Origin of the sequence: Shewanella algidipiscicola (assembly GCF_003605125.1) — a bacterium.
GTDB lineage: Bacteria > Pseudomonadota > Gammaproteobacteria > Enterobacterales > Shewanellaceae > Shewanella > Shewanella algidipiscicola.
In genome coordinates, this window is the sequence record NZ_QPQT01000009.1 from 147,665 (window position 1) to 171,588 (window position 23,924).

A 23,924-nucleotide genomic window follows, 5' to 3' on the forward strand; every position below is an offset into this window, starting at 1 on the left:
ATAAAAAATGGAGCCTGACGGCTCCATTTTTTTATCAACTTAGTACTTACTTAACAAATAGTACTTACTTAACAAACTCAACACCTAGCTTGATATCAGCTTTTAAGGTATCTAGCATGGCATCACGCGCATTGGCTTCAAACTCACTTACTTCACCGTAAGCCAGCACTTGCTCAACGCCGTTCTTACCTAGCAGAATTGGTTGTGCGAAAAACGCTGCATGCTCGCTGCCACCATCAACATAAGCGCATTCAACAACATTCGCTTCACCTTGCAGACCACGAACCAATGAAAGACCAAAACGACACGCCGCCTGCCCCATAGAAAGTGTTGCACTACCGCCACCGGCTTTAGCTTCAACCACTTCGGTACCCGCGTTTTGAATACGTGTAGTCAAAGCAGCCACTTCTTCATCGCTAAAGATCACGCCTTCAACTTGAGACAACAGAGGAAGAATAGTAACACCGCTGTGGCCACCAATAACATTCACTTTCACATCAGCCACATCTAACCCTTTGGCTTCGGCCACGAAGGTTTCAGAGCGGATAACATCAAGAGTGGTTACACCAAACAAACGATTCTTATCATATACGCCTGCCGCTTTTAATACTTCAGCAGCAATAGCCACAGTCGTGTTAACTGGGTTGGTAATAATACCGATAAGCGCTTTAGGACAAGTTACTGCACACTTTTCAACGAGGTTTCTAACGATCCCCGCATTGATGTTAAATAGATCTGAGCGATCCATACCAGGCTTACGCGCAACACCTGCAGAAATTAGCACCACATCAGCACCTTCTAGTGCTGGTGTTGGATCTTCGCCCGCGAACCCTTTGACTTCAACCGCTGTAGGGATGTGGCTTAAGTCAACCGCAACACCAGGGGTCACTGGCGCGATATCGTAAAGGGATAATTTAGAGCCGGCAGGCAATTGAGTTTTAAGTAGTAGAGCAAGAGCCTGGCCAATACCACCAGCGGCACCAAGTACAGCAACTTTCATAGTTATCTCCGTTAATTCTTGGTTATTATGTGACATAGATCTAAATTCACAGATGGCGCAACATTACTGCAATCACATCAATAATTCAATTATCCCTTAGTCGTGTAGCAAGATATTTTATAAATAACCCAAAAAGTGTATGTATTAACGGTTAGTCGATGAGGGGTTGGCTTAACTCACTTAGATTAGATACAACCGCTACATTCATCATTAATCATGCCAAATGAAAAGGATACCTAAGTAAGCGGTAGTTTCGATATTTACACGATCTTCCACAATAGTAAATGAATGTTTATTCATTCACTTCGAGTAAGACTTGACTTGCTTTGCATAGCTATTCACAATGAGCCAATTTTACGAATATAAGATGCCAAATTCATGCAAGCCAATAAAAACCAAGAAGAACTCGTCAAGACCTTTAAGGCTATCTTAAAAGAGGAACGCTTTGGCTCTCAGAGCGAAATCGTCAATGCGCTTCAAGCCGAAGGTTATAACAATATTAACCAATCAAAAGTATCGCGCATGCTAAGTAAGTTTGGTGCGGTGCGTACACGCAATGCTAAACAAGAGATGGTTTACTGCCTCCCTGCAGAGCTAGGTGTGCCTACGGCTGGCAGCCCATTGAAAAACCTCGTATTGGATGTTGACCATAATCAATCTATGATTGTGGTAAGAACCAGCCCGGGAGCTGCACAGCTAATCGCTAGACTGCTGGATTCTATAGGTAAACCAGAGGGAATATTGGGCACCATTGCTGGTGATGATACGATTTTCATCTGCCCATCTAATATTCAAGAGGTCGGTAAAACGTTCAACACGATCAAGTCATTATTTAACTATACCGATTAAAGTGTTTTATAGCACACTAGGTCAAGGAATCGATAGTCTATATTGTAGCGGTTAAATGACAAATTCTGGATCAAGACTAATTACGATTTACTAAAAATAGGCGCCAATGGCGTCTTTTTTATGCCAAAACAATGGCTCCAATTTAGCCATTAATGCTCAATCAAAGCCTGTATCACTGAAAATCATATAAAAATGCCGATAAGAGAAACTTATCGGCATTTAATTAGCATGCAAGATCTTATCGCTTTTGACGCTTAACCAGCCTGCCAAAAAGGCTTGGTAAAGCCCATTCAGGCGAATTTTATTGCAGCCCGCTTTTGATGGCTACTAATTTTACGCCAGTGTAATGACCACGCGGTAAAAAAAGAGTCCAAAGACTTGGCCGACTGTGATTAATCAATGGCGCAACGACAATAGGTTGCCGCTATTCACTCGTCGCTTTCGGCAGCTGCATTTTGCATAAAATCTAGCGAAGGAGCAAAAAACGCCGATCCCGTCAGCGCTTGAGTAAAGTGCATTAAGTGATCATGATTACCAGCTCCATCACCGTGGATCATGCTGTGGAGCATCTTTTCAAAATGCTCTGAATTACGGCACAATGAGATAAACATCAACCCCTGCTCTTTCATTGAGCCATAAGGCATACTCTGCCGTAAGATCTCCATCGAACGTCCTTGGCTATCTTTTAGGTTAACCCGCTTAATGTGGCTGGTAAGAGGCTTATCCTGCGAGGCATACTCGATATTATCGATTTTAGTCCTACCTATGATATCTTCTTGTTTTTTCTGAGGAAGCCGATTCCATTTACTCAGATTGTGCGCGTATTTTTGTACATGGACATAACTACCTGAACGGAAGATTGCATCTTCATCGCCAACTAAGGCGACCTCTTGGCGATGACGCCCTTTAGGATTTTCAGTACCGTCGACAAAACCGGTGAGATCGCGCGCATCCATAAACTGAAAACCGCGCTCTTCATCAACCAGCTCGACTAAACCTTCAAACATTTGGCACACTTCATTAGCAACCAAGTGCAAGATGTCATAACGATCGCACCTCAGATGAATAAAGAGATCATACTCATGTGCAGGAGCATCTCGATTATCGGCATTCATCGCCGGAAACGGTTTCAATTGAGCTGGACGAGACAGGGGATACAAGCTGTCCCAGTAATTAGCACCAATCGCGACAAAACCATTAAAGGCACTATCGGCATATTGATCCGATAATTCATAAATGTACTGCGCAACATTGGCTACACAAGGGCGTAATTGTGATTCCACACCGTCTTCGGCATTAAACATCAAATATACGCTATGCAAATTTCCTTCGGCACACACACCTAACTGTTCACGTGGCATAACCTGACTATCCATATAGACCCTACCTTTGTCAGTTTCAATTTCGGCTATATTGTCCGAAACTTTAGCGATAAATAGTACTACACAAGCCACAAACCGTTAAAAAGAAACCGTATTAATGGTTAGATTAACGTTTATTAATCATAACAACCACCGCGAGTTACAAATATGTTACTCAGCAGGCGATAATAAGACCAACGAATGAGGGATCACTGCTAGGTGAACTCGCTCACCCAAGGCTAAATCGTTTTTAGCACTGCGAACATCATAACCTTGTGTACCGACCAAGACTCGATAATAACAATTACTGCCTAAAAAACGGCGCTCGACAATCAATCCATCACCCTGACCGTTGGCATGAATGTCGATCTGCTCAGGCCTCAGCAAAAGTTCCCCCTTGTGCCCCACATCAAACAGCATAGGTGCTGTGCTAACAAGCATACCCAGTGGAGTAGACACAGTAAAACCATCTACCACTTGAGCGGCAAGATAATTTCCTTCACCTAAAAACTCAGCAACGTATTTATCGGCAGGTGCACTGTAAAGGGCTTCAGCACAGCCATATTGCACTATCGCTCCTTGATTAAATAGCGCCAGTTTATCTGCAAATACAAAGGCTTCATCCTTGCTATGGGTCACAAAAATTGCACTAACATCGCGTTGTTTTAAAATGCTGCGGATCTCCAGCATCATTTCATTGCGCACTTTGGCATCGATATTTGAAAAGGGTTCATCGAGCAGTAATAACTCAGGCTCATACGCCAGAGCGCGGGCAATCGATACTCTCTGCTGCTGGCCGCCCGATAACTCATGTGGATAACGTTTCTCTAAGCCATCAAGTTTCACCAAAGCTAACATTTCAGTTAATCTGGCTTGCCGTTCGGCACTAGTTAAGCCTTTGACTCCAAATAAAATATTGTCCGCTACCGTTAAATGGGGAAACAATGCATAGTCTTGGAAAATCATTCCCACTTCTCTTTGCTCACTCGGCACGAAGTGCTCATCTCCCGACAACAACCGCTTATTGATGCTAATGCGGCCAGCAGAGATAGGTTGCAACCCAGCAATTGCCCTGAGCAGAGTCGTCTTACCACAGCCACTAGGCCCTAATAGCGCCGCAATCTCTCCACGCTGAATATTAAGACTAAGGCCATTTAAAATTACCAGGCCTTGGTAATCACTGTGAACATCTTCAATTTTGAGTGTCGACATTTAAGTATTATGCTCCAATGAACGGTTTAAATAGATCAGCGGAATGAACCCCACAAGTACGATCACAATGGCCGCCAGAGCGCCATGCTCTAACTGTTCATCTGAAACGAACTGAAACACATAAGTGGCAAGATTTTCAAACCCTACAGGCCTGAGTAGTAACGCCGCAGGTAGCTCTTTCATGCACTCAATAAACACCAACAATACGCCAGCAAAAATGCCTTTTCTCAACAAGGGCAAGTGAACCTTACGCAACAAAGCATTGGGTCTTAAGCCCATGGTGATCGAAGCCATATCCAGCGTTGGACTAATACGCTTGTAACTGCTTTCCACACTACCGATTGCAATGGCCACAAATCGAATAGAAAAAGCAAAAATTAAAGCAAATATGCTGCCACTTAACACTAAGCCAGGTCCTTGCCTGTCGAAGTAGGCATAAATATCATTAATGGTAAAATCCATATATGTGAGCGGCACTAAAATCCCGATCGCCAGCACTGTGCCAGGCAGCGCATATCCTGTAGACGCTAAACGTGACGGTAATAAGTCGCTGCGACGTGGACTACAACGCCTAACAAACATCAGCACGATAGCAATCACGGCAGTGAGTAACGCCACCAGCAACGCGATATAGAGACTATTAATACTGTATTGTAGAAACTCGTGGTTCCAACTGACCTCGAAATATTGCCAGGCATAACTGACAAGTACCCCAAAGGGTAAGAGAAATGCCAGCAGTAATAAGCCAGCACAGTAAAACGTCGCTAACCACGCCTTAGGTGCCGATAACGGATAGCGATCACGCTCATTAAGCTCGGCCTGTTTCTGAAACAACTTCTGCTTACGGCGCGCAAAACGCTCACTGCCAATCATACAAAAAATCACCAACAACATAATCGCCGACAACTTAGCGGCAGCAGATAAACTGCCATAACCTAGCCAAGTGTCATATACCGCTGTAGTCAGTGTCGGCACCGAAAAGTAACTGACGGTAGCAAAGTCAGCTGCCGTTTCCATCGCGACCAGTGAAGCGCCGACGGCTAATGCGGGCCTAGCCATGGGTAAACTTAAGCGCCAAAAGCTTTGCCATGGGGAGCATCCCATCACACGAGCCGCATGTTGTAAGCTAGAGGATTGCTCCATAAATGCGGTGCGAGCCAACAAATAAATATAAGGAAACAACACTAAGGCTAACATGACAGCAGCGCCCATCAAGGTACGCACATCAGGGAAGTAATAGTCTTGGGGCGATTGCCAACCAAACACAGCACGTATCCCCCGCTGAATCGGGCCAGCATAATCGAGCAAGTCGGTATATACATAAGCCACGACATAAGCAGGCATGGCTAAGGGTAACAACAAGGCCCACTGGAAGAGTTGCCGGCCAGGAAAGTCACAGCGGGCAATACACCAAGCCGCAGGCAGTGCCAATACCACTGCACCAATACAGACACACAGCATCAAGGCCAGCGTATTGAAAATATATGTGGGTAATACGGTGTCGAGTAGATGAGCAAATATAGCCTCACCGGGCACTGCAGCCTGCACAATAATGGCTAACAATGGCAGTGTTAAGATAACTGCTATCAAATAACTGATCAGTGACCAACGTCGAGCAAAACCTAAAATCATTCGTTATCTCATTTGCCTTAATCAGATAATTATCAAGGATTAACCTAAACCGAAGCTTAAATAAAAACGATTATAACTTACAAAAGTGTGCGCCCTGTGGCTAAAAAGCAAAATAGCCTTCTAATAAGAAGGCTATGTCGAGACCAATAGCGCGTAAAGCTGACTATTTTTTACAGATCAAACTTCACTTCATCTAATAATTTTACGGCTGCCTGATGATACTCTGCCAATTTAAAAATGGGTAACGCATCGGCTTTAAACTCTCCCCAAGAGGCCACCAACTCTGATGGTGCAACATCCACCTTGACCGGATACTCCATATTGATTTGCGCATAAGATTGCTGCGCAGCATCACCTGACAAATATTCCATTAATTTAATTGCGTTGTCTTTATGGGGGGCATGCTTGGCCAACGCCATACCCGAGATATTAATATGCGCACCGCGATTGCTTTGATTAGGGAAATTAATATTGACCGCCTCAGCCCAAGCCACTTGGTTAGGATCTTGCAACATTTTTCCTAAGTAATAACTGTTACCAATGGCGATATCACATAGCCCCTCTTTAACCGCTTGTACCTGAGCACGATCATTACCCTGCGGCTTACGGGCCAAATTGGCTTTAAAACCGTTTAACCATGTTTTGGTTTCGGCTTCACCATGGTGCGCTATCATAGAGGCAACTAAGGCAATATTGTAAGGATGCTTACCACTGCGAGTACAAATTTTGCCTTTATATTTAGGATCGGCAAGATCTTCATAAGTAATATCTAACGGCCCTAAGCGCTCTTTAGAAGAGTAAATATTTCTTACTCGCTGGGTTAATGCAAACCATTCACCGCTGGGTGAACGCATTGATTGCGGGATATTAACCTCAAGTACTTCGCTCTGCACAGGGGTAACCAAATCTTTATCGGCCAATTCCATTAAGCGAGAAAAATCAGACGTCAGCACTAAGTCAACTGGAGATAAGCGCCCTTCTCTAGCAATACGTTCGGCAATACCATTTTTAGAAAAGACCACATTCACCTCAATACCCGTCTCCTTGGTAAAGTCAGTTAAAATAGGGTCAATCAAAAACGCTTGTCGATATGAGTAAATCGTTAACGTATCAGCAGCACTTGCCATTGATGTCATGCAAGCCAAACCTAGCGCAATAACGCCTTTAGTAAAGTTCATTTCAACTCTCCAGTTACAAACCGATAATGATAATGGTTATCAATTGCGACTAGGGTAATCAAAACCTCTCATAACGGCAAGTTGAATTATTAAAAAAATCATCTGTAGCGACAATTTTGCACTTAGCTAATAGCAGTGTAGCAGTGACTACACTAAACAAGTAAGCGTAAAACCAGACAAGCGATAACATCACAGAGAATATATATGCCAATCAAAATCATCGCGCTGCTCTTGGCGCTCATGCTACTGCTGTATCTGTTTAAACACAGACTGGGTATAAGGCGGAAAAAGATAACAAAAAAAGCACGCAGCAAAACCAAAGCTAAGCCTATTAGTGAGTACCCGCCTTTTGCTGAGCAGCAATATTCCTCAACGAATACAAATTTTCATAGTGTCGAAATTGTCAATGATGCAATGGATTGTACCAGCGCCCACTCACTGCAAGGTAAACGCTATCTTTCCGCACAAGCGCCTATGCTTCCCCTGAAAGGATGCAGTACAACACCGTGCCGTTGTCGCTATATTCATCATGCCGATAGACGCAAATTCGACGGGGAGCGGCGGTTACAATTTGGTGTCACTCATGAACTTTACGGAACCTTTGGTGAACAAAACCGAAGAAGCTTCAAGCATAACGGCCGCCGCCAATCCGACCAACCATAACATTGGCGTGCAGTAGACCTACTTGCAACGAGTAAAGCCGCATACTGAGTGGCACGATAAACCACAGTATGAATACTTAGAAAAACACGACCAACCCAAATATAGTCAATTTAAAACAGATATTTAATATAAAAATGGAGAGCTTGTGCAGTAAAGGAAGGACGATGTCATTAAAGCAATCGTCATTGCTCTGTAAGCCAATCAATCTTAATACAAGTCGCCTTAAGGCAAGAGGATATGCTATCTATTGGATCCACTTTATTCGACTCAAATCATGGCCCCTCTACGCCGTTGCCACCAAAGCCTAGTTACCAGTATTTTTCAACCGTGATTTGACCAGGTGCTCGGCGTAAATTAGTCGCTAAACCACGCGCTTTAAGCTGTTGAGTCAGGCTTTTAATCATCTCAGGGTGGCCACAAATCATCACTTGAGCATCTTTTGGGGTTAATTTAAGTCCAACTTGCGCCTCAATAACGCCTGTAGCCACGGCATCGGGTATACGGCTATCTATGGTGCCAACGCCTTTTTCACGAGTTACAGAGGTAACAAGTTCAAACTGTTGCGGATAGGTTAACTTAAGCTGCTGTAACTCTGGGTAATAAGCTAAGTCGTTCGCCTGCCTAACCCCATAAACCAAAATCACCTTATTAAAACGTAACCAAGGTTGCTTGGTTCGCATCATAGAGATAAAAGGTCCTACAGCCGTACCTGTAGCAAACAGCCATAAATGTTGGCCTTGAGCGGGCAGTTCATCTAATGTCATAAAGCCTGTCGCTTTAGTGGAAATATCGATGCTGTCGCCAACATTTAACGTCTGTAATTGAGGAGATAACTTGCCCTCTTCTACGCTTACCGCCAATATTTCTAGATACTGACTCGAAGGGGCATTAACCAATGAATAAGCTCGAGCCACTCTCTTATCATCGATAACTTGTGAGAGCTTAATAAACTGCCCTGCAATAAAATCACCAATATCAGCAGACAGCTTCAACGTAAATAATCGTTCGTTCCAATCTATACGCTCTATCACGTATGCCTGTTGCCACATTAGCATCCCCTTTGAGAGTTAAATCAAGGTCGATAAACACCATCATTGAGGTTATTGAGAGTAGAGTCAAGGTAACATCCTAAGCCGCGTAACTCGTTTGCCCCTTAATAAGCCACGACAGGATTAAATTGCAACCCCTTATATAGACTCAACTTCTGGGTTAAAACTATCACGAAATGCTTGTAATCCTTGCTGCACCAAAGAGTAGGTTTGCTCCACACCATCGGCAATATCCCCTTCAAGGACTTTTAAACCAGATAGAATATCTTTAGCTTCATCAAACCCCTGATCAATCGCGCCGCCAATAATCTCCATAAATGAGCTAAGCTGTTCGTCAAAGGTCATATTACTGTTTTGCTCTTGATGTACGCTAAAAAACTGCGTAGCAAAGCTAACAATGCGCTCAGCTGTCGCTTCAGCTGAGGTATCAACGCCCTGCTCGACTGCCGTTTCAATCGCATGTTGCCCCATGCTGGGGGCTAGATGCTCATTTATTGAGGCTATTGCCGCCTTATAGAGTAACCGCATAGGTTCATTAGCCGAACTGAGATTCACTGCTTGTTGCGCCGACAAAATGGCAGTATTCATTAGCTGTTTGCTGGTTGCCTGGGCGGTGTTAGTGTTAGCCACATCCGCCACCTGCTGGCCGTGATTCGTATTGGTTTCTGATTTATTACGTGCCGTTTCTGACACGGCGGTGCCATGATTATTAATCTGCATAACTGCCTCTCTAAGCGATAATGACTCTTTGGTCTAACGTCTATTATCGACCATTTTTCGAACAACTTTAGCTTTTATCCCTAGCTCTATCCACCTTTACTATATGACACCTAAAAGTGTATCGAGGTGATACATTTTAAGTAAAAAGTGCTAATTAGATCGAGTTTTACCCTCAATTAGATTACTATGTCGCGACTATATTGTGACATAGCGCTACCATGGCAAAACAACTCTTGTGCAGTATATTCATCGTAACTTGGTGTTTCAGCCCATAGCAGTGCCGCAGCAACAGTCAAATATTAAAACCGTTATCATCAGACTCGTCGAAACAACGACTGTGTACGATTCTGGTTTAAACCAAAGTGGAAAACAGCAAGTCAAAAAAGCGCTTTAGAGAGTTATTAATCTACAGTCGCTTGCATGACTCTCGATAGCACTAGCTTTATACGCTACACTTGACTACATTAGCGATGTATGGAATAGCGGCACAGCTAGCATAAAGTCAATACAAGGAGAACATCTGGTGAGTGATTCGTTTTTTGGAGCGGGTGGGAAAAGTAAACCTCTCTCGGTCAGCTGTCAAAACTGTGATCGGTTAACCGTCATCGAAGGTGAGACTATCTGTTTCAAGGGGGGAGAGATCATACGACTTACGCCCTACAATGCGGGGAATACAAAACTCAGTCTACTTTGTGATGGTTGGAGACCTATTAATACCTCAAAAACAGCCTAATCGTTGTCTCTTTAGCGACAATCATTAATTGTAACAATAAACCACCACTATGGTATGCCGCCACTACCGCAGTGCTTCCTTGATTATGGTTACCCTACAAGCCACCATATGTCTTTACTTAGGCTCATCTCTGTGGTTGACCAGCCGTATTGATTAATTGAAATAATCAATACCATACCTTTGCTGTTCACCTTAAGCTCTGTGGTTGACCACGCCACATTGGTTTTCTTGGTTTCTTGTAAAAATCTGACAGTGGAGCAATTAAGCCCACCACTTGCAGAGATATCAACCGAAATAGTAAGTCCAGCTTATCGCAACCGAATTAGATAAGCTGGCCTATTAATTAACTCACCAATAATCTCAATCGACTAGTAATTAATACTGGTGCTGTACCGTCCATAATTTATGGTACAAGCCCTTGGCTTTTAACAAGCTATGATGATCACCTCGCTCCACTATTTTACCTTGGCTAAGCACTATAATTTGATCAGCATCTACCACGGTCGATAGACGATGGGCGATCACCAAACTGCTGTGGCCTTTTTCCATCTCTTTTAGTGCAGTCAAAATAGCTTGCTCCGAATGACTGTCCAGCGATGATGTGGCTTCATCAAATACTAATAAGGGCGATCCTTTTAAAATGGCTCGAGCAATAGCGACTCGCTGCTTTTCACCGCCTGAGAGTTTTAGGCCGCGCTCACCCACTTTGGTATGCCAGCCGTCACTAAGCTGCGCAATGAATCCGGCTAAGTGAGCCATCCTAATCGCCCCCTGCACCTGTTCATCAGTGGCATTGGGTGAGCCATAGCGGATATTTTCCAGTAGTGAATCATTAAATAGCACAGTATCTTGCGGTACTATGGCTATTGCTTGTCGCAGAGCATGTTGACTCAGTTGTGTAATATCCTCACCGTCAATATAAATGTGCCCAGACTGTGCCTCATAAAAACGAAATAGCAGTTTAACTATGGTAGATTTGCCCGCGCCACTGTCGCCTACAATAGCCACTTTTTTGCCTGCGGGTAATTCGAAACTCACATCATCAAGGATCTTGCGGCCATCATAACTAAAACTGATATGTTCAAAACGTAGACTACCTTGTGTCAGTGAAGGACTGGTGGCACTGGGCTTATCTTCAATCATGGGGACTCGGTCTAATAAAGAGAACATGCGCTCAATATTGGCTAGGGCGCCGCGGATCTCCCGATAGACAAAACCTAAGAAGTTCAACGGCATAAACAGCTGCATCATAAAGGCGTTAATCAACACAAAATCACCTATGGTCATTATCGCTGCGCTAACCTGCTGCGCAGCTAACGCTAGCATCAAGGTCATCGCGAGCGAAATAATCAATGCTTGCCCAGCATTAAGGGCAAACAATGATAAGCGATTACTGCGCTTTGCTCGCTCCCAGCGTTGTAATGCTTGATCGTACTTTTGCGCCTCATATTCTTCATTATTGAAATACTTAACGGTTTCATAATTCAATAAACTGTCGATAGCGCGGGTATTCGATTGTGAATCGGCCAAGGCAGCTTCGCGAACGAAGCCGGTGCGCCACTCGGTCGCTATCACTGAAAATAGAATATAAGCCACCACAGCGCCTAAGGTGATCAGCGCAAACAGCCAGCCGTAGTTATAAAACAAAATTCCCACCACCAAGGCGATTTCTAACATGGTGGGGACAATATTAAACACCATAAAACGCATCAAGAAGCTGACGCCGCTGGTACCACGTTCAATATCACGAGACAGACCGCCGGTGCGGCGCTCTAAATGAAAGGCTAGATCCAGCCGATGTAGATGTTGAAATACCGATAAGCCAAGACGCCGAATCGCTCGCTCTGTCACTCGACCAAATAAGGTATCGCGCACCTCAGAAATGACGGTATTTAACAGCCGCATTCCGCCATAGGCGACGACTAAGGCTATGGGCACGCTAATAATTTGCTCTGTCGATGCTTTATCTAAAGTATCGACAATCTCTTTGAGCACAAAGGGTAAACCAACACTGGCCAATTTAGCGATAACCAAGCATAGCAAAGCCAGTATCACCCGCCCTTTAAACTCCAACAAATAGGGCCAAAGCAGCTTCAACACATGCCAATTTAATTTATCGATAGGTCCATCAAAATAGAGCGTGGGGCGCATAGCGGCTCCGTATTATAATAAAAAACATCAATGGCCAATGGGTAAAACAGATTGGCTTAAGGTTGTAAATCTCGTTTAGCGTTTGCTATTGCCCACGGTTAGAACGTACTCACCACCTATAGATAAGATCACTTAACATACCCAACGAGAAATGACCCACAAGGAATTCTCCTGCCTGCATATCAAACAATCGCTAAACCAATCGGTCGATGGACTTTAGTGTTACTTTTGTGGTAAATAACGATTAAAAAGTATTAGAATTAGGTTAACGTTTTGCCGAGTGATGTGTCATTAATAGCCAATAGACACATAACCTCAAGGGGTTATCAGATCTTGCAATTTTTGATAATCTTGGCATCACGTAAAAGTCGCTCAATCGTATTGTATAGAGCATCGGGAATAACCCGCAAAATGTTAAGGAAGCCGATATGCCACAATCATCTGACGCGCAATACCCACCATTACCGTTAATACAAACTTGGGTATGGATGATGACAGAGTCGAATAACCCCGAAATTCAACAAAAAGGTCAGAGTAATTTAATCTCCTCTTTTGGCAGCTTAGCCAAGGCTAACGAATACCTGATTGCTCAACAACATCGTTAATCGCATTTACATTAGTGCAAGAGGAAGCCATTGGCTCCCTCTTCGCATTACTTAAATTGTTTCGCGACGACGTATAATACTTTGGTTCAGCAAGCCCAGTAATGTTTCCGTGTCTTGCCAGCCCAAACACGCATCGGTAATGCTTTGCCCATAACGTAAAGCTTGCCCCTCCACGTGATCTTGCCGCCCTTCGACGAGGTGACTCTCGACCATCACGCCAAAAATGGCTCGCTCACCCGCACTTATCTGTCCTGCAATATCTTCAGCCACCAGTAACTGACGTTTAAACTGTTTGCTGCTATTAGCATGGCTAAAGTCCACCATGATATTGGCAGGCAACTTCGCCTTCAGCAGTTGCTCTTTAATCGCTTTAACGTGCTCTGCACTGTAATTGGGCTCTTTGCCGCCACGCAGAATGATATGACAATCTGGATTACCTTTAGTCGACACAATGGCAGAATGGCCATATTTAGTCACCGACAAGAAGTGGTGTGGGGCACTGGCGGCGCCAATAGCATCGATCGCCACTTTAATGGTGCCATCGGTTCCATTTTTAAATCCCACAGGGCAAGATAAGCCCGACGCTAATTCACGGTGAACCTGAGACTCAGTCGTGCGGGCACCTATTGCCCCCCAGCACATCAGATCGGCAACATATTGCGGTGTGATCATATCTAAAAATTCACCCGCAGTCGGCACTCCCATATCGTTTAAATCCAGTAACAACTTACGCGCAGTGCGCAAACCATCATTTAATTTAAAGCTATTATCCATATCAGGGTCATTGATTAGCCCTTTCCAACCCACAGTGGTGCGTGGCTTTTCAAAGTAGACCCGCATGACAATCTCAAGTTGATCTTTATATTGCTCCCGCACCTTCACCAACCCTTGTGCGTATTCTAGCGCCGCTACAGGATCGTGAATAGAACACGGACCGACCACCACCAAGAGGCGATCATCTTGCAGCTTTAATATCTGATGAATACTCTCACGTGCATTAAAAACGGTAGCAGATGCATTTTCAGTAGCCGGAAATCGCTCAAGAATCGCGACTGGAGGTAATAACTCTTTGATTTTATTTATACGAACGTCGTCATTTTGATAATACATGGTATATATTTACACTCCGGCTAACGATTAAAAACAGGTCTCTCTTTTGCGCTACTTGTTTAAATCTATCCAGTATTATCGAGTATTGCAACTAAACAGAGCTGTAATACAATTAAAGATGATAAATAACATTTTTATCAGTAAGTTGGTAAAAGTGAATTTAAAATTTCATCGACCCTAATAAGGCCTTTACGCCACCAAAAGCTCCAGTAAGATTTTATATGACAGCAAAAATTAGCTTCAAGTAACTGCAAACTTCACTTCATCTAGAATTTTAATTATCTAGGGCCTGTTGATCTTTCAAGGTTGTTTTTGCAGCGAGTTACTGGGTATTTATACAAGGCAGAAGCTTTGTAGTGTAGTTATTCTACATAAAAAGCTGAGAACGCAGTAAAAACACCCAACAAACGCCGCCCGAAGGGTTCGGCTAAAAACGTTTTACTCTTTGTTAAGTGAATTTTGCTTAGATGACTAGGCCGCAATCCACTCGCCTCGATTAAAACGTTTTTGTCTCGAACAAAATTCAACCAGCAAAGATCAACAGGCCCTAGAGTTATCATTAATCCAATAGGCTCTAAATAGAAATCGCACTGCAACGCGCCATGCTAACGCCTAGAGCCCATGGCTTAATTGAAACTAGCGGCAAACAGACTTTCCAATTCTGGTTAACAAAGAGCATAGTTAATAAACGCTAATAAACGCAGACTCTTATTCATGCCAATTAACTCACGATGACGTGATGCAGCTGTCACAAACAGGCGGTTACTTGGATTAGTTACGAACCAAGTCAATAAGATGCGCCGCAGCGCAAACACTGTGCACTAACATAAACCCTATAAATCCATGGGCACTACTCTGATGATAACTGCGCCAATTTAACGCTTCACTGCTGCCTTGCGTCACAAACCACATCACCCCAGTAAACGAGACTAACAACAGCAATATCAGGCCAATCCCCTCAATGACACTAAAGAGACCTCGCCCTCCTGCCGCAGGAATGTTGCCGCGCTTTAGGCCGCAAATATCACGACTCAGTTGAGTAAAATCCCCCATAAGCCAAGGAAAAAACTGACGCCACTTGCCCTTAGTAACATTAGCCAGCAACATCGGTACAGACAAACCTGCAACGACCATGCCCAAATAAACATGCAGATAGTCCCACACTGAAGCGTTCGGCCTGATGCTACGCCCCATAACAATCCAACTGCTGGTGAGGATTAAAAATAGCGATAACAAAATCAACAGCAGATGTTGGTACTCTATGATTTTATTGATCAGTTTACGGAGCATATCAGTTATCTCCTAGCCTTAAGCCACGCTTACAATTGATGTAATTGACTCGCATATTCGCTCACCTTATCCCAATCGGTATATTCCACTCGAGTATCTGGCGCCGTCGGCCCTTTAGTGAGCCACATGATGAAGCGAATAATATTTCTATCGAGGGCGTTATAGCCTTGATAATCTAAATTGCCCCCAAATACGGCCAGTAACTTAGGTTTCCAAGACGTTTTAGCTAAAAAAGCCTGCATATAAGGGTTGGTTTCTGGGGTATTTTTAGCCGGTTTTCTGGCCACTAGACTGACCGAAAAAAAACTGCTGACCTTGTCATTTAAGGCCTGCATATTTTGGCTGATGAAGTGATAGACTGCAGGATGATGTTTACCGTGACGAATACTGGCGCCTAGCACCACTTTATCAAAAGCTTCAAGTGCTGGTACAGCATCAATACTGGTACAGGTAACCTGATCGCCAAAAGATTCAAGATGTTGCTTGAGATGTTCAGTGACCTTACGTGTTTGTCCATGCACGCTAGAATAGATAATTAATATTTTACTCACTGATACCTCTAACTTTATTAATATCAACCAATAAAATCATCATAAGCGATTTGTGGCAATATTTTATTGAAACAGATCACGAGGGTTAGCAGCAAAACATCGGCTAAGTTTACCTGCATCACAAATACAACCATTACTCCTTAAGGGTAACGGCACTCATCCCAGAGCTCAATAACAAGCTCGCGCTCACACCTAGCCATGGATAATCCGCAGCTTAAGTCCTAAAACTCCAACCAAGAACAACTGACTTACATCAGCAATAAATAAGATGAAATTAAGCAAGGCAAGGCTAATAATAGTGCGATAAACTGCTTATAACTTCATCACACAATTACATATTTAACCATGACAGAAAAGGGTGCTAGTGCTTCACAACACAATCAGTTTGATGTTTCTGCTCGCAAAAAGGCCTTATCACTTGGCCGCTATTTAGGCTTGAGCGGTGAGGAAGGTTATCGCCCTTCGATGGCATCAATAACGGCGCGCGCCCAGCAACGGCAGACTCTGTTGGTCAACCAATACCAGAGTAATCTAGAAACTATCTATACCATTGCGCTCGCACAAACGCCGTCAGATGTCATTGGTGCTGACTTAGACCCCGACTGGATACATCAATTTTTTCAGTTAGCAGAGCAGATCCATAACCGTAACATGCAAACCTTATGGGGACGTATTTTAGCCAATGAGCTCACCAATCCCGGCCGCTTTAGCTTACGCAGCCTATCGACCCTCAAACAGCTGACGCACAAAGAGGCGCAGATCTTTGAAAAAGCCTTAGGCATGAGCGTGACCATTAATAATGAATCTAAGCTGAAGTTACTCATGGGGTATCGCCATTCTGGTGGGATTGGACAGCTGTTTCGCAAGTCAGATAATACCCATATTGCCCTGTCACAATTTGGCTTACCCTACTCTGCCATCTTAACCTTGGTGGATGCCGGATTACTGCATAAAAGCGAGTTTGAAACCGGAGTGCTCAACTCTAAAACCGCCATCAGCCTGACATTATCGGGTAAGTGTATGACACTCACCCCTAAACATGGAAACCTGCAATTTAACTACTATCGCTTAACTCCTACGGGGGATGAACTTGCCCAATTGGTGCGCCCTAAGCCAGATGAAGAGTATGTTAAAGCGCTAAACGCCTTGTTTAGTAAAGATTTTAAAATTGATTATTGACCCGTTTGCGCCACATTGCAATTTGCCGATTGAGGATTAAACCAGTTAAGGTTTTGAGCTAATCCAACCACTTCACCAATAATCATCAGCGCTGGCATACGTAATTGTGGCGATGCCGCTAATTGATCCAGCTCATCCAAGGTCCCGATAAAGCTTCGCTGCTCATGGGTCGTCGCTTTAGATACGATCGCAACTGGTGTCGCTGGTGCCCGTCCAGCTTCAATAAGCCCTTGCTTTATCGTCTGCGCATTTAGAATGCCCATATAGATCACTAGGGTGTTTTGACTGTTGGCATAACTTTGCCAGTCGAGCGGGCGACTCGCCAATTTGCAATGCCCGGTAATAAAGGTCACGCCTTGAGCATGATCTCTGTGAGTCAATGGGATGCCTGCATAGGCAGATGTGCCGCTCGCCGCCGTTATGCCGGGGACCACTTCAAAGGCGACGCCGGCTTCAACCAAGGTTTCTAGCTCTTCACCACCGCGGCCAAAGATAAATGGATCTCCTCCTTTGAGGCGCACCACATTTTTGCGGGTGTATGCCTTAGTGACTAGCAGTTGATTGATCTCATCTTGAGCGGCGCTATGTTTTCCTGCACGTTTACCCACGGCGATTTTCTCGGCAGCTACCGGCACTAAGGCCATAATATCTTCACTCACCAAAGCATCATAAAGCACTACATCGGCTTGTTTTAAGATGCGAAAAGCCTTGAGCGTCAGTAACTCAACATCTCCAGGGCCAGCACCAACCAGCCACACTTTGCCGCGCTCCTGCTGCCTAGGTAAAGTAATTAATTCCATGTCCGCATCTCTGCCAATATATAGTCAGCTTAATATAACGCCATTTTTATTACTTAAAAAATATATAATAATTAGATTCTATTCCATTTAGTTATTAGTGGCGCGTCAAAGAAGAGGCATAACCAAGGCGAATAAGCTGTTGAAATCGGCGCGGAGCAGATAAAAGATGCAGTATGGCGACTCAAATGTTAAAACAGAGCTAGCTTTTACTGTTATAGCTACATTAACTCATATGCTAAAAGGAACGCTTGGATGAAAATAGCTCAGTATCGTTATTGGATGCCTCTGCTTGGACTACTTACGTTGGCTATGCCAGCCTTTGGCGCTGAGCAGGTAGAAACATCCTCAACGAAAAAAAGCGAATCGTTAGTCGATGAAAGGATAAAAGTGGAGTTGGCCACCGCAGACTTCCCCTTTGTTATCACCCCACACAAAGTCAACTACATCTTACCTTTTACCTATAACACCAGCCCTAACATCGACCCTTTCAGAGAAGAGATAGAAAACACTGAAGCCGACATAGATAAAATGGAAGCTAAATTTCAAATTAGCTTCAAGTTTCCGTTGATGTATAACGTATTTGGCGACAATGGTCACTTGTACTTTGCCTACACCAATCAATCCTATTGGCAGGTCTACAATAAAGAGATCTCATCCCCGTTTCGCGAAACTAATCATGAACCGGAAATATTCATGCTATTCAATAACGATTGGCAAATTGGCCCGCTAACTAACTCACTATGGGGTATCGGCGCGGTGCATCAATCCAATGGTCAAACAGGTGATCTCTCCCGAAGTTGGAACCGTATTTATGGCACTATGGTATTCGATAGTGGCCCTTTTGCATTGAGCGCCAAGGTGTGGTGGCGTATTCCAGAAGATGCCAAAGAGACGCCGACGTCGGCAAGGGGAGATGACAACCCTGATATTACTGATTACATGGGTGATTTTGAATTACAAGCAGTATATGGCCTAGATAAACATCGATTCACCATGCTGCTACGAAACAACTTAGATAAACCTAATTATGGTGCGGTAGAGCTCACCTGGAGTTACCCCATCATAGGCAACTTAAGGTTTTATGCGCAGTATTTTAATGGCTATGGCGAGAGTCTGTTAGACTACAACTCACACACCAATAGAATTGGGATAGGTTTTTCCATAAACGACATCTTATAAACGTCAAAGCATTGGCTCAGCACGAGAGGACAAACAAGCAGCATGATGAAATTCGGTCATCAATCCATCATCAATGGCTTTGGATTAATCATGCTAATCAGCTGTTTGCAGCTAACGGCGATCGCGCTGCGCAGCGAGCCGCCTAAGGCCCTATTAACGAGCCAAGAGATCCGCGACGACTTGCAATTTCTACAGCAACAACTGGTAGAGCACTCCTCATTTGCCGCTATCGCACCGCAGCGACTAGCACTCATAAGCGAGCGAGCTCAACGGCTGGCCGAGCTAAGTGCATTACCCGTTAAGCGCACTGATTTTGCTATGCAGCTGCATAAGGTCTTAGCACCTTTAGATGATATCGCCAGTGACATATCGGATGTTGATAGCGCCGTTAAGCTGCCCATTCACCTTCAATACAATGAAAATGGTTGGCAAGTGCTTAATAACGACAGTACGCCAATCGATAGCGAGCATCCCTTTATTACTCATATTGATGGCGTCCCCATAGCCCGATGGATCGATGCTTGGCAACTGTTTTTAGCACCATCACAGCAGTCACAACCCGATCAGCAAGCCAAACTACTACACCATATTTCGCTACTGAGAAAAGAGATAGGCATCATGCCTAGCGACCATGTGCGTATCACCTTAAGAGATCTGCAACAACATATCCGTCAGCTTAATGTCTCATTGCAATATGCCGCACAAACTGCACTAGCGCCTTTGCCTAAATCGGAGAGCTATTTTGATGCTGTGCGCGGCCAATTTAGCCTACATGACTTAAGTAAGCTCCCCCAAAATAGTCAGTTACAAAAAGCGCTGAGTCAGTCGTTATTAACGCCGCTGACCATTATTGATTTGCGTAACGCCTATGGCCATGGCGATCAGCTGTTAACTTGGCTGGCACAACACTACCGCGACCAAAGCCTAGCGCCTAGTGTAAATGCCACTTCAGCACTTTACGCCATTGCCCGATATAGACGAGCGCCGAATCAGCGCAGCGACTATCTGTCGCCATTGCAATTTATTGCCTATGATAACCTCTCCCATGATGAACAACTGCAACTAACCCGAGCCAGTCAACAGATCCATACTCAGTTTGATGCTCGCTTTAGTCAATGGCATGCACGAAAATGGCCCCACAGTGAAGCTAAATTAGCAATCAGCCGAGCGATGTTTTCGCCCGCCACACTCACTAAGCCAAGTGTCACTGAGTCTACATTGTCCCCCTATCAAACATATTCACAGCCAATGCCTCAATATAAGCCCGCTTGGCCAACAGGATTAACATCTGCAACCGGTCAACTAGGGCAGCTGGTATTACTCATTGGTCCCGACTGTCGCCAGCAATGCCAGTGGATAGCCCACTTTGCCCAGCAATGGTCAAGTACCATCTTAATCGGTAAGCCGACTCGCGGTAGCTTCGATAGGTATTACCTCATCACATTGCCCAACAGCAATATTAAGGTGAGCATTAGCAGCAGTGTCATTTATGATATGTTCGGCCAAAGGTTATCAGGGCTAGCAACCTATCCTGATATTTTAACCAATATAGACGACTTTTTATGGCGTAATTCAATCATCTCGCTCATCCATTTACACGCCAGTAAAGACTCTTCAGAATGACCAGGAAGCCCTCTAGCAATCACTCAAAGTCCACATAAAAGGATCAATAATATGAAGACATTAATCAACCCCCTATCGAGCCGATGGGCCCACATTAAGAGGCTCACAAGCGTTCTGATCCTCGGCCTAACCTGCGTTAACTTTGCCCATGCAACCGATTTAAAAGTAGGCGATAAGGCGCCAGACTTTAGATTGCAAGCAACCGATGGCCATTTCTACCAACTACAAGATTACCTGGGCAAACAAACCTTAGTTCTGGCTTGGTACCCCATGGCTAATACTCATGGCTGTACGTTAGAGTGCAAATCACTGGTGCAAAAAGGCCACCTTATTCGGGAGTATAATGCCGTTTATATGATGGCGAGTGTCGATGATCTTGAAGATAACCAAAAGTTTGCCGAAGAACAAAAAGCCGACTTTCCTATGTTAAGCGACCCGACAAAAGCCACGGCTAAAGCTTTTGATGTGCTTAATTTAGTGCGAGTCGCCAGCCGAGTAACTTTTTATATCGGAAAAGATGGAACCATCTTAAAAATTGATGACGATATCAACCCTGCCACCGCAGCCGAAGATATCGCCGCCACCTTAGCTGAGCTAGGCGTAGAGAAACGCAGTTAAGCCTTAACTTAACCCTTCGAAGGCAAGGTCGTAGGCCTTGCCTAAATCAACTGTTTTAGGCTTATCAGCCTTCAACTCACCAGTTCGCTTATCGGTAGCTTTAAGCGTCGCAGGATGCACCAGGCTCAACGGCACATTAGCGATAGTCAATAACACTCCCTCAAGGATAAAAGTGCCTGCTCCACCGGCACCTTGCCCGGTTGTCGCGCGGCGATTAAGCACTAACTGCGCCACATTATGTTGCTGACAATAGCTCTCAAAAGCGGCGCAAAACAGCTTAATATCCTCTGTAGTGGGAGCCTTAGGAATAGTCAGTTTATTGATTTTACTTGCCAGCACCCTATGGCTTTCACGGGTCCCCTCAACACTCACTAAACGGGCTTCATTCCCCTTTAAAAACACACCTGTTATCACCATAAGACCCACCTGCTGTAAAAACTAAAAAGCCCCACCACTATGATTCACCATAGTGGTGGGGCTCAAATCGATTAATGGCTTATTTGTCGCTTGCTGTCTGCATAAATGTGTTAATCGCTATGCCGTTAGCATTGACATCAAAATCCACCTTTATCTTCATATTGTAATCTTTAAGAGCAGCTAACTCTTCAGGAATTGGCTCACCACTCATCTCCATCAGCGTCATCATAGGCGTAAACAGCTTGCTGTAATCGGCCGATAACGTCAGCAAACCATTGCTTGATAACGTCTCATTCACTAAGCCATCAGCAACTTGTTGGGCCTTATCACCACTGTAGACAGCCAAATGATTACCTTTAAGCGCCATATTAGCGGTAAAGCCGTAATAAGCCGGTAATTGCAGGGCACTGCTTAAATCAACTGGGCTACCATCTTTAGGAAGTTGAATATTGGCTAATTCTGGTGCAAATGGCTTCACCATATTGAACAAGGTGGCGGGATCCTCTGCCGACAGCGTCACGATTGCATCCAAGGTTTTAATCTCTACATCCGCCGCCACTTCATTTAGCTCATAGTTAATAAGCGACACCGATACCCCTTTAACTCCATTAGCCATACCAGCAAACATACCTAACATCGCCGGACTTTGACCTTCCATCTCAGCTTGCATTTGGCGCAGCGGTTCACACTGATACGATGGCGTAAGCAGATCGTCCCACACTTTTGTTATTGCTGGTACAAACTGATCCACATCGATACCTAAACCGACAGAAAATACACTGCTTGAAATATCTTGCGTATAAGCAGGTAAAAAGCCACGTATCTGTTGAACGGCGCCCATGATCACCTGATTATTACTTTCAATAACCGTGCTGAGCCCCATGGTGGTCTGCTGCTTAGTTAACTCAAAATTTGTGTATCCCATTACGGTTCTGGGCCAGTTGTTGGCGATACCATTAAACTCATCGCGGCATACTTGTGAGCGCAATTCGATAAAGGGATCTTCATTAGCCATGGCAAAGAGACGAGTTAACTGCTTAGCCAATTGATTGCCGTCACGAGTGGTAATGCCCTTCACCAACTCCTGATGATTGATATAACTTAATCCATCCTTTAAAAAACCGTGTTTAGCGATAGTCTCTTCAATAATATGGGTGTCGCCAATGGGGTTTGTCACCGCCTTAATACCCAGAGCCGTTTCCAGTAAAGTCGGCTCACTAAAGCTGGTCGATAACGTCATGGTCAGCAGCCCATTATCGATAGCGACGACCAGATCAACCCGCTCTGTTTCATCTTTATCCATCAATGAATAGGCACGGTAATTGACATTATCCAAAGAGCGCATTTCATGAACTAACCCACTTTCAGCCTCGAGACTATCTAACAACGCCCAAATCGCCTCAGGTTTAGCGACGCCAAGCTTAAGTACAGGGATCGCACCTAAGGTATAAAAATAGCTGGTGATATTTTGCGGTAAACCAAAGGTATCGATGAAGGTCTGCCCATCTTTAATACTCCCCATATAGCGATTAAATAATCCGAGGAAGAACTTAGCGCGCGGATCATCTTCTTCACGCATCAACTCGCGTAACTCTGCAGGATATTGCTTTTGCGATGCTGGAATACTGTCTATGTAATCTTTGATAGGAAACGGACTAAACTGAGCGGATAATAGAGGTGTGTCGGCTGGAATATAGGCCAACATCGCATTATTTGGCTGCTCCTTTTGCTGCGAAACCCAGTAAGCGCCTGCTCCGATAGCGATCACAGTTGCCGCCACTAATGCCTTTTTCATTAACTAACTCCCTTTAAATATCAATAATCTGCTAAGGCGTTGAAGTCGCTTTAGCCTACGCATAAAAAATTAATGGCACAAATAATACTATATGGATGAATAAAAAGGGAAATAACTATCTACATGTATGTAAATCGATAGCATAAACGATTTAGCTTAATCGAGTGGCATAATCACAGTAATAAACTGGGCTCAGGTAAAAACCAGTG

At 44.2% G+C, this 23,924-nt stretch carries 21 protein-coding genes; 7 read left to right on the forward strand and 14 right to left on the reverse strand.

Features of this window, described 5'->3' with window-relative positions:
* Positions 1 to 64 precede the first annotated feature (64 nt).
* On the reverse strand, positions 65 to 1,000 hold the full coding sequence (gene mdh / locus DVO77_RS11735) for a malate dehydrogenase (RefSeq protein WP_119978463.1): 936 nt from the start codon (positions 998 to 1,000) through the stop codon (positions 65 to 67).
* A 378-nt stretch (positions 1,001 to 1,378) separates the two neighbouring features.
* On the opposite strand from mdh, the gene argR reads away from it, so the two are divergent.
* Positions 1,379 to 1,849 (forward strand): transcriptional regulator ArgR, encoded by a 471-nt coding sequence (gene argR / locus DVO77_RS11740; RefSeq protein WP_110455958.1) that lies wholly within the window; start codon positions 1,379 to 1,381, stop codon positions 1,847 to 1,849.
* Positions 1,850 to 2,277: 428 nt separating this feature from the next.
* On the opposite strand, the gene DVO77_RS11745 is transcribed toward argR, so the two are convergent.
* The 4 genes from DVO77_RS11745 to DVO77_RS11760 form a co-directional block, all read right to left on the reverse strand.
* Complete coding sequence (locus DVO77_RS11745) at positions 2,278 to 3,225, reverse strand: Dyp-type peroxidase (RefSeq protein ID WP_110455957.1); 948 nt, start codon at positions 3,223 to 3,225, stop codon at positions 2,278 to 2,280.
* A 156-nt stretch (positions 3,226 to 3,381) separates the two neighbouring features.
* Complete coding sequence (locus DVO77_RS11750) at positions 3,382 to 4,422, reverse strand: ABC transporter ATP-binding protein (RefSeq protein WP_119978464.1); 1,041 nt, start codon at positions 4,420 to 4,422, stop codon at positions 3,382 to 3,384.
* Entirely contained in the window at positions 4,423 to 6,054 is a 1,632-nt protein-coding gene (locus DVO77_RS11755) for an ABC transporter permease (RefSeq protein ID WP_110455955.1), read from the reverse strand.
* A 170-nt stretch (positions 6,055 to 6,224) separates the two neighbouring features.
* The gene (locus DVO77_RS11760) at positions 6,225 to 7,232 is read right to left on the reverse strand and encodes a Fe(3+) ABC transporter substrate-binding protein (RefSeq protein ID WP_119978465.1); all 1,008 of its coding nucleotides are present in this window, start codon (positions 7,230 to 7,232) and stop codon (positions 6,225 to 6,227) included.
* Between the two features lie 204 nt (positions 7,233 to 7,436).
* Between DVO77_RS11760 and DVO77_RS11765 the strand changes: the two genes are divergently transcribed.
* Complete coding sequence (locus DVO77_RS11765; protein WP_119978466.1) at positions 7,437 to 7,895, forward strand: hypothetical protein; 459 nt, start codon at positions 7,437 to 7,439, stop codon at positions 7,893 to 7,895.
* 308 nt (positions 7,896 to 8,203) lie between these two features.
* On the opposite strand, the gene DVO77_RS11770 is transcribed toward DVO77_RS11765, so the two are convergent.
* The 3 genes from DVO77_RS11770 to DVO77_RS11785 form a co-directional block, all read right to left on the reverse strand.
* Positions 8,204 to 8,944 (reverse strand): ferredoxin--NADP reductase, encoded by a 741-nt coding sequence (locus tag DVO77_RS11770; RefSeq protein WP_119978467.1) that lies wholly within the window; start codon positions 8,942 to 8,944, stop codon positions 8,204 to 8,206.
* Between the two features lie 138 nt (positions 8,945 to 9,082).
* Positions 9,083 to 9,664 carry a DUF5610 domain-containing protein gene (locus DVO77_RS11775; RefSeq protein ID WP_110455951.1) on the reverse strand — a complete coding sequence of 194 codons (582 nt, stop codon included), beginning with the start codon at positions 9,662 to 9,664 and terminating at the stop codon, positions 9,083 to 9,085.
* 1,108 nt (positions 9,665 to 10,772) lie between these two features.
* Positions 10,773 to 12,548, reverse strand: coding sequence for an ABCB family ABC transporter ATP-binding protein/permease (locus DVO77_RS11785; protein ID WP_119978469.1), 1,776 nt, complete (start codon positions 12,546 to 12,548; stop codon positions 10,773 to 10,775).
* A 428-nt stretch (positions 12,549 to 12,976) separates the two neighbouring features.
* Here DVO77_RS11785 and DVO77_RS11790 point away from each other — a divergent pair, with 428 nt between their 5' ends.
* Positions 12,977 to 13,153 carry a hypothetical protein gene (locus DVO77_RS11790; RefSeq protein ID WP_110455948.1) on the forward strand — a complete coding sequence of 59 codons (177 nt, stop codon included), beginning with the start codon at positions 12,977 to 12,979 and terminating at the stop codon, positions 13,151 to 13,153.
* A 51-nt stretch (positions 13,154 to 13,204) separates the two neighbouring features.
* Here the strand turns inward: DVO77_RS11790 and aroG are convergent, their stop codons facing one another.
* The 3 genes from aroG to hemG form a co-directional block, all read right to left on the reverse strand.
* Positions 13,205 to 14,263 (reverse strand): 3-deoxy-7-phosphoheptulonate synthase AroG, encoded by a 1,059-nt coding sequence (aroG, locus tag DVO77_RS11795; RefSeq protein ID WP_119978470.1) that lies wholly within the window; start codon positions 14,261 to 14,263, stop codon positions 13,205 to 13,207.
* Positions 14,264 to 15,034: 771 nt separating this feature from the next.
* Positions 15,035 to 15,553: a cytochrome b/b6 domain-containing protein gene (locus tag DVO77_RS11805; RefSeq protein WP_119978471.1), complete on the reverse strand. Its 519-nt coding sequence runs from the start codon at positions 15,551 to 15,553 to the stop codon at positions 15,035 to 15,037.
* Between the two features lie 29 nt (positions 15,554 to 15,582).
* Positions 15,583 to 16,104, reverse strand: a complete 522-nt coding sequence (gene hemG, locus DVO77_RS11810; protein WP_119978472.1) for a menaquinone-dependent protoporphyrinogen IX dehydrogenase — start codon at positions 16,102 to 16,104, stop codon at positions 15,583 to 15,585.
* A 345-nt stretch (positions 16,105 to 16,449) separates the two neighbouring features.
* Between hemG and DVO77_RS11815 the strand changes: the two genes are divergently transcribed.
* Entirely contained in the window at positions 16,450 to 17,283 is an 834-nt protein-coding gene (locus DVO77_RS11815; protein WP_110455944.1) for a TIGR03899 family protein, read from the forward strand.
* Here the strand turns inward: DVO77_RS11815 and cobA are convergent.
* Positions 17,277 to 18,083, reverse strand: coding sequence for a uroporphyrinogen-III C-methyltransferase (gene cobA, locus DVO77_RS11820; protein WP_119978473.1), 807 nt, complete (start codon positions 18,081 to 18,083; stop codon positions 17,277 to 17,279). The two genes, DVO77_RS11815 and cobA, sit on opposite strands and share 7 nt — an antisense overlap.
* Before the next feature lie 309 nt (positions 18,084 to 18,392).
* Here cobA and DVO77_RS11825 point away from each other — a divergent pair, with 309 nt between their 5' ends.
* The 3 genes from DVO77_RS11825 to DVO77_RS11835 are packed head-to-tail and all read left to right on the forward strand — an operon-like array spanning position 18,393 to position 21,503.
* Positions 18,393 to 19,262, forward strand: coding sequence for a phospholipase A (locus DVO77_RS11825; protein WP_249038168.1), 870 nt, complete (start codon positions 18,393 to 18,395; stop codon positions 19,260 to 19,262).
* Between the two features lie 42 nt (positions 19,263 to 19,304).
* Positions 19,305 to 20,885 carry a hypothetical protein gene (locus DVO77_RS11830; RefSeq protein WP_162924185.1) on the forward strand — a complete coding sequence of 527 codons (1,581 nt, stop codon included), beginning with the start codon at positions 19,305 to 19,307 and terminating at the stop codon, positions 20,883 to 20,885.
* 51 nt (positions 20,886 to 20,936) lie between these two features.
* Complete coding sequence (locus tag DVO77_RS11835; RefSeq protein WP_110455940.1) at positions 20,937 to 21,503, forward strand: peroxiredoxin family protein; 567 nt, start codon at positions 20,937 to 20,939, stop codon at positions 21,501 to 21,503.
* Positions 21,504 to 21,506: 3 nt separating this feature from the next.
* On the opposite strand, the gene DVO77_RS11840 is transcribed toward DVO77_RS11835, so the two are convergent.
* Positions 21,507 to 21,920, reverse strand: coding sequence for a DUF3010 family protein (locus DVO77_RS11840; protein WP_110455939.1), 414 nt, complete (start codon positions 21,918 to 21,920; stop codon positions 21,507 to 21,509).
* Positions 21,921 to 21,999: 79 nt separating this feature from the next.
* Complete coding sequence (locus tag DVO77_RS11845; protein ID WP_119978476.1) at positions 22,000 to 23,715, reverse strand: hypothetical protein; 1,716 nt, start codon at positions 23,713 to 23,715, stop codon at positions 22,000 to 22,002.
* Positions 23,716 to 23,924 lie beyond the last annotated feature (209 nt).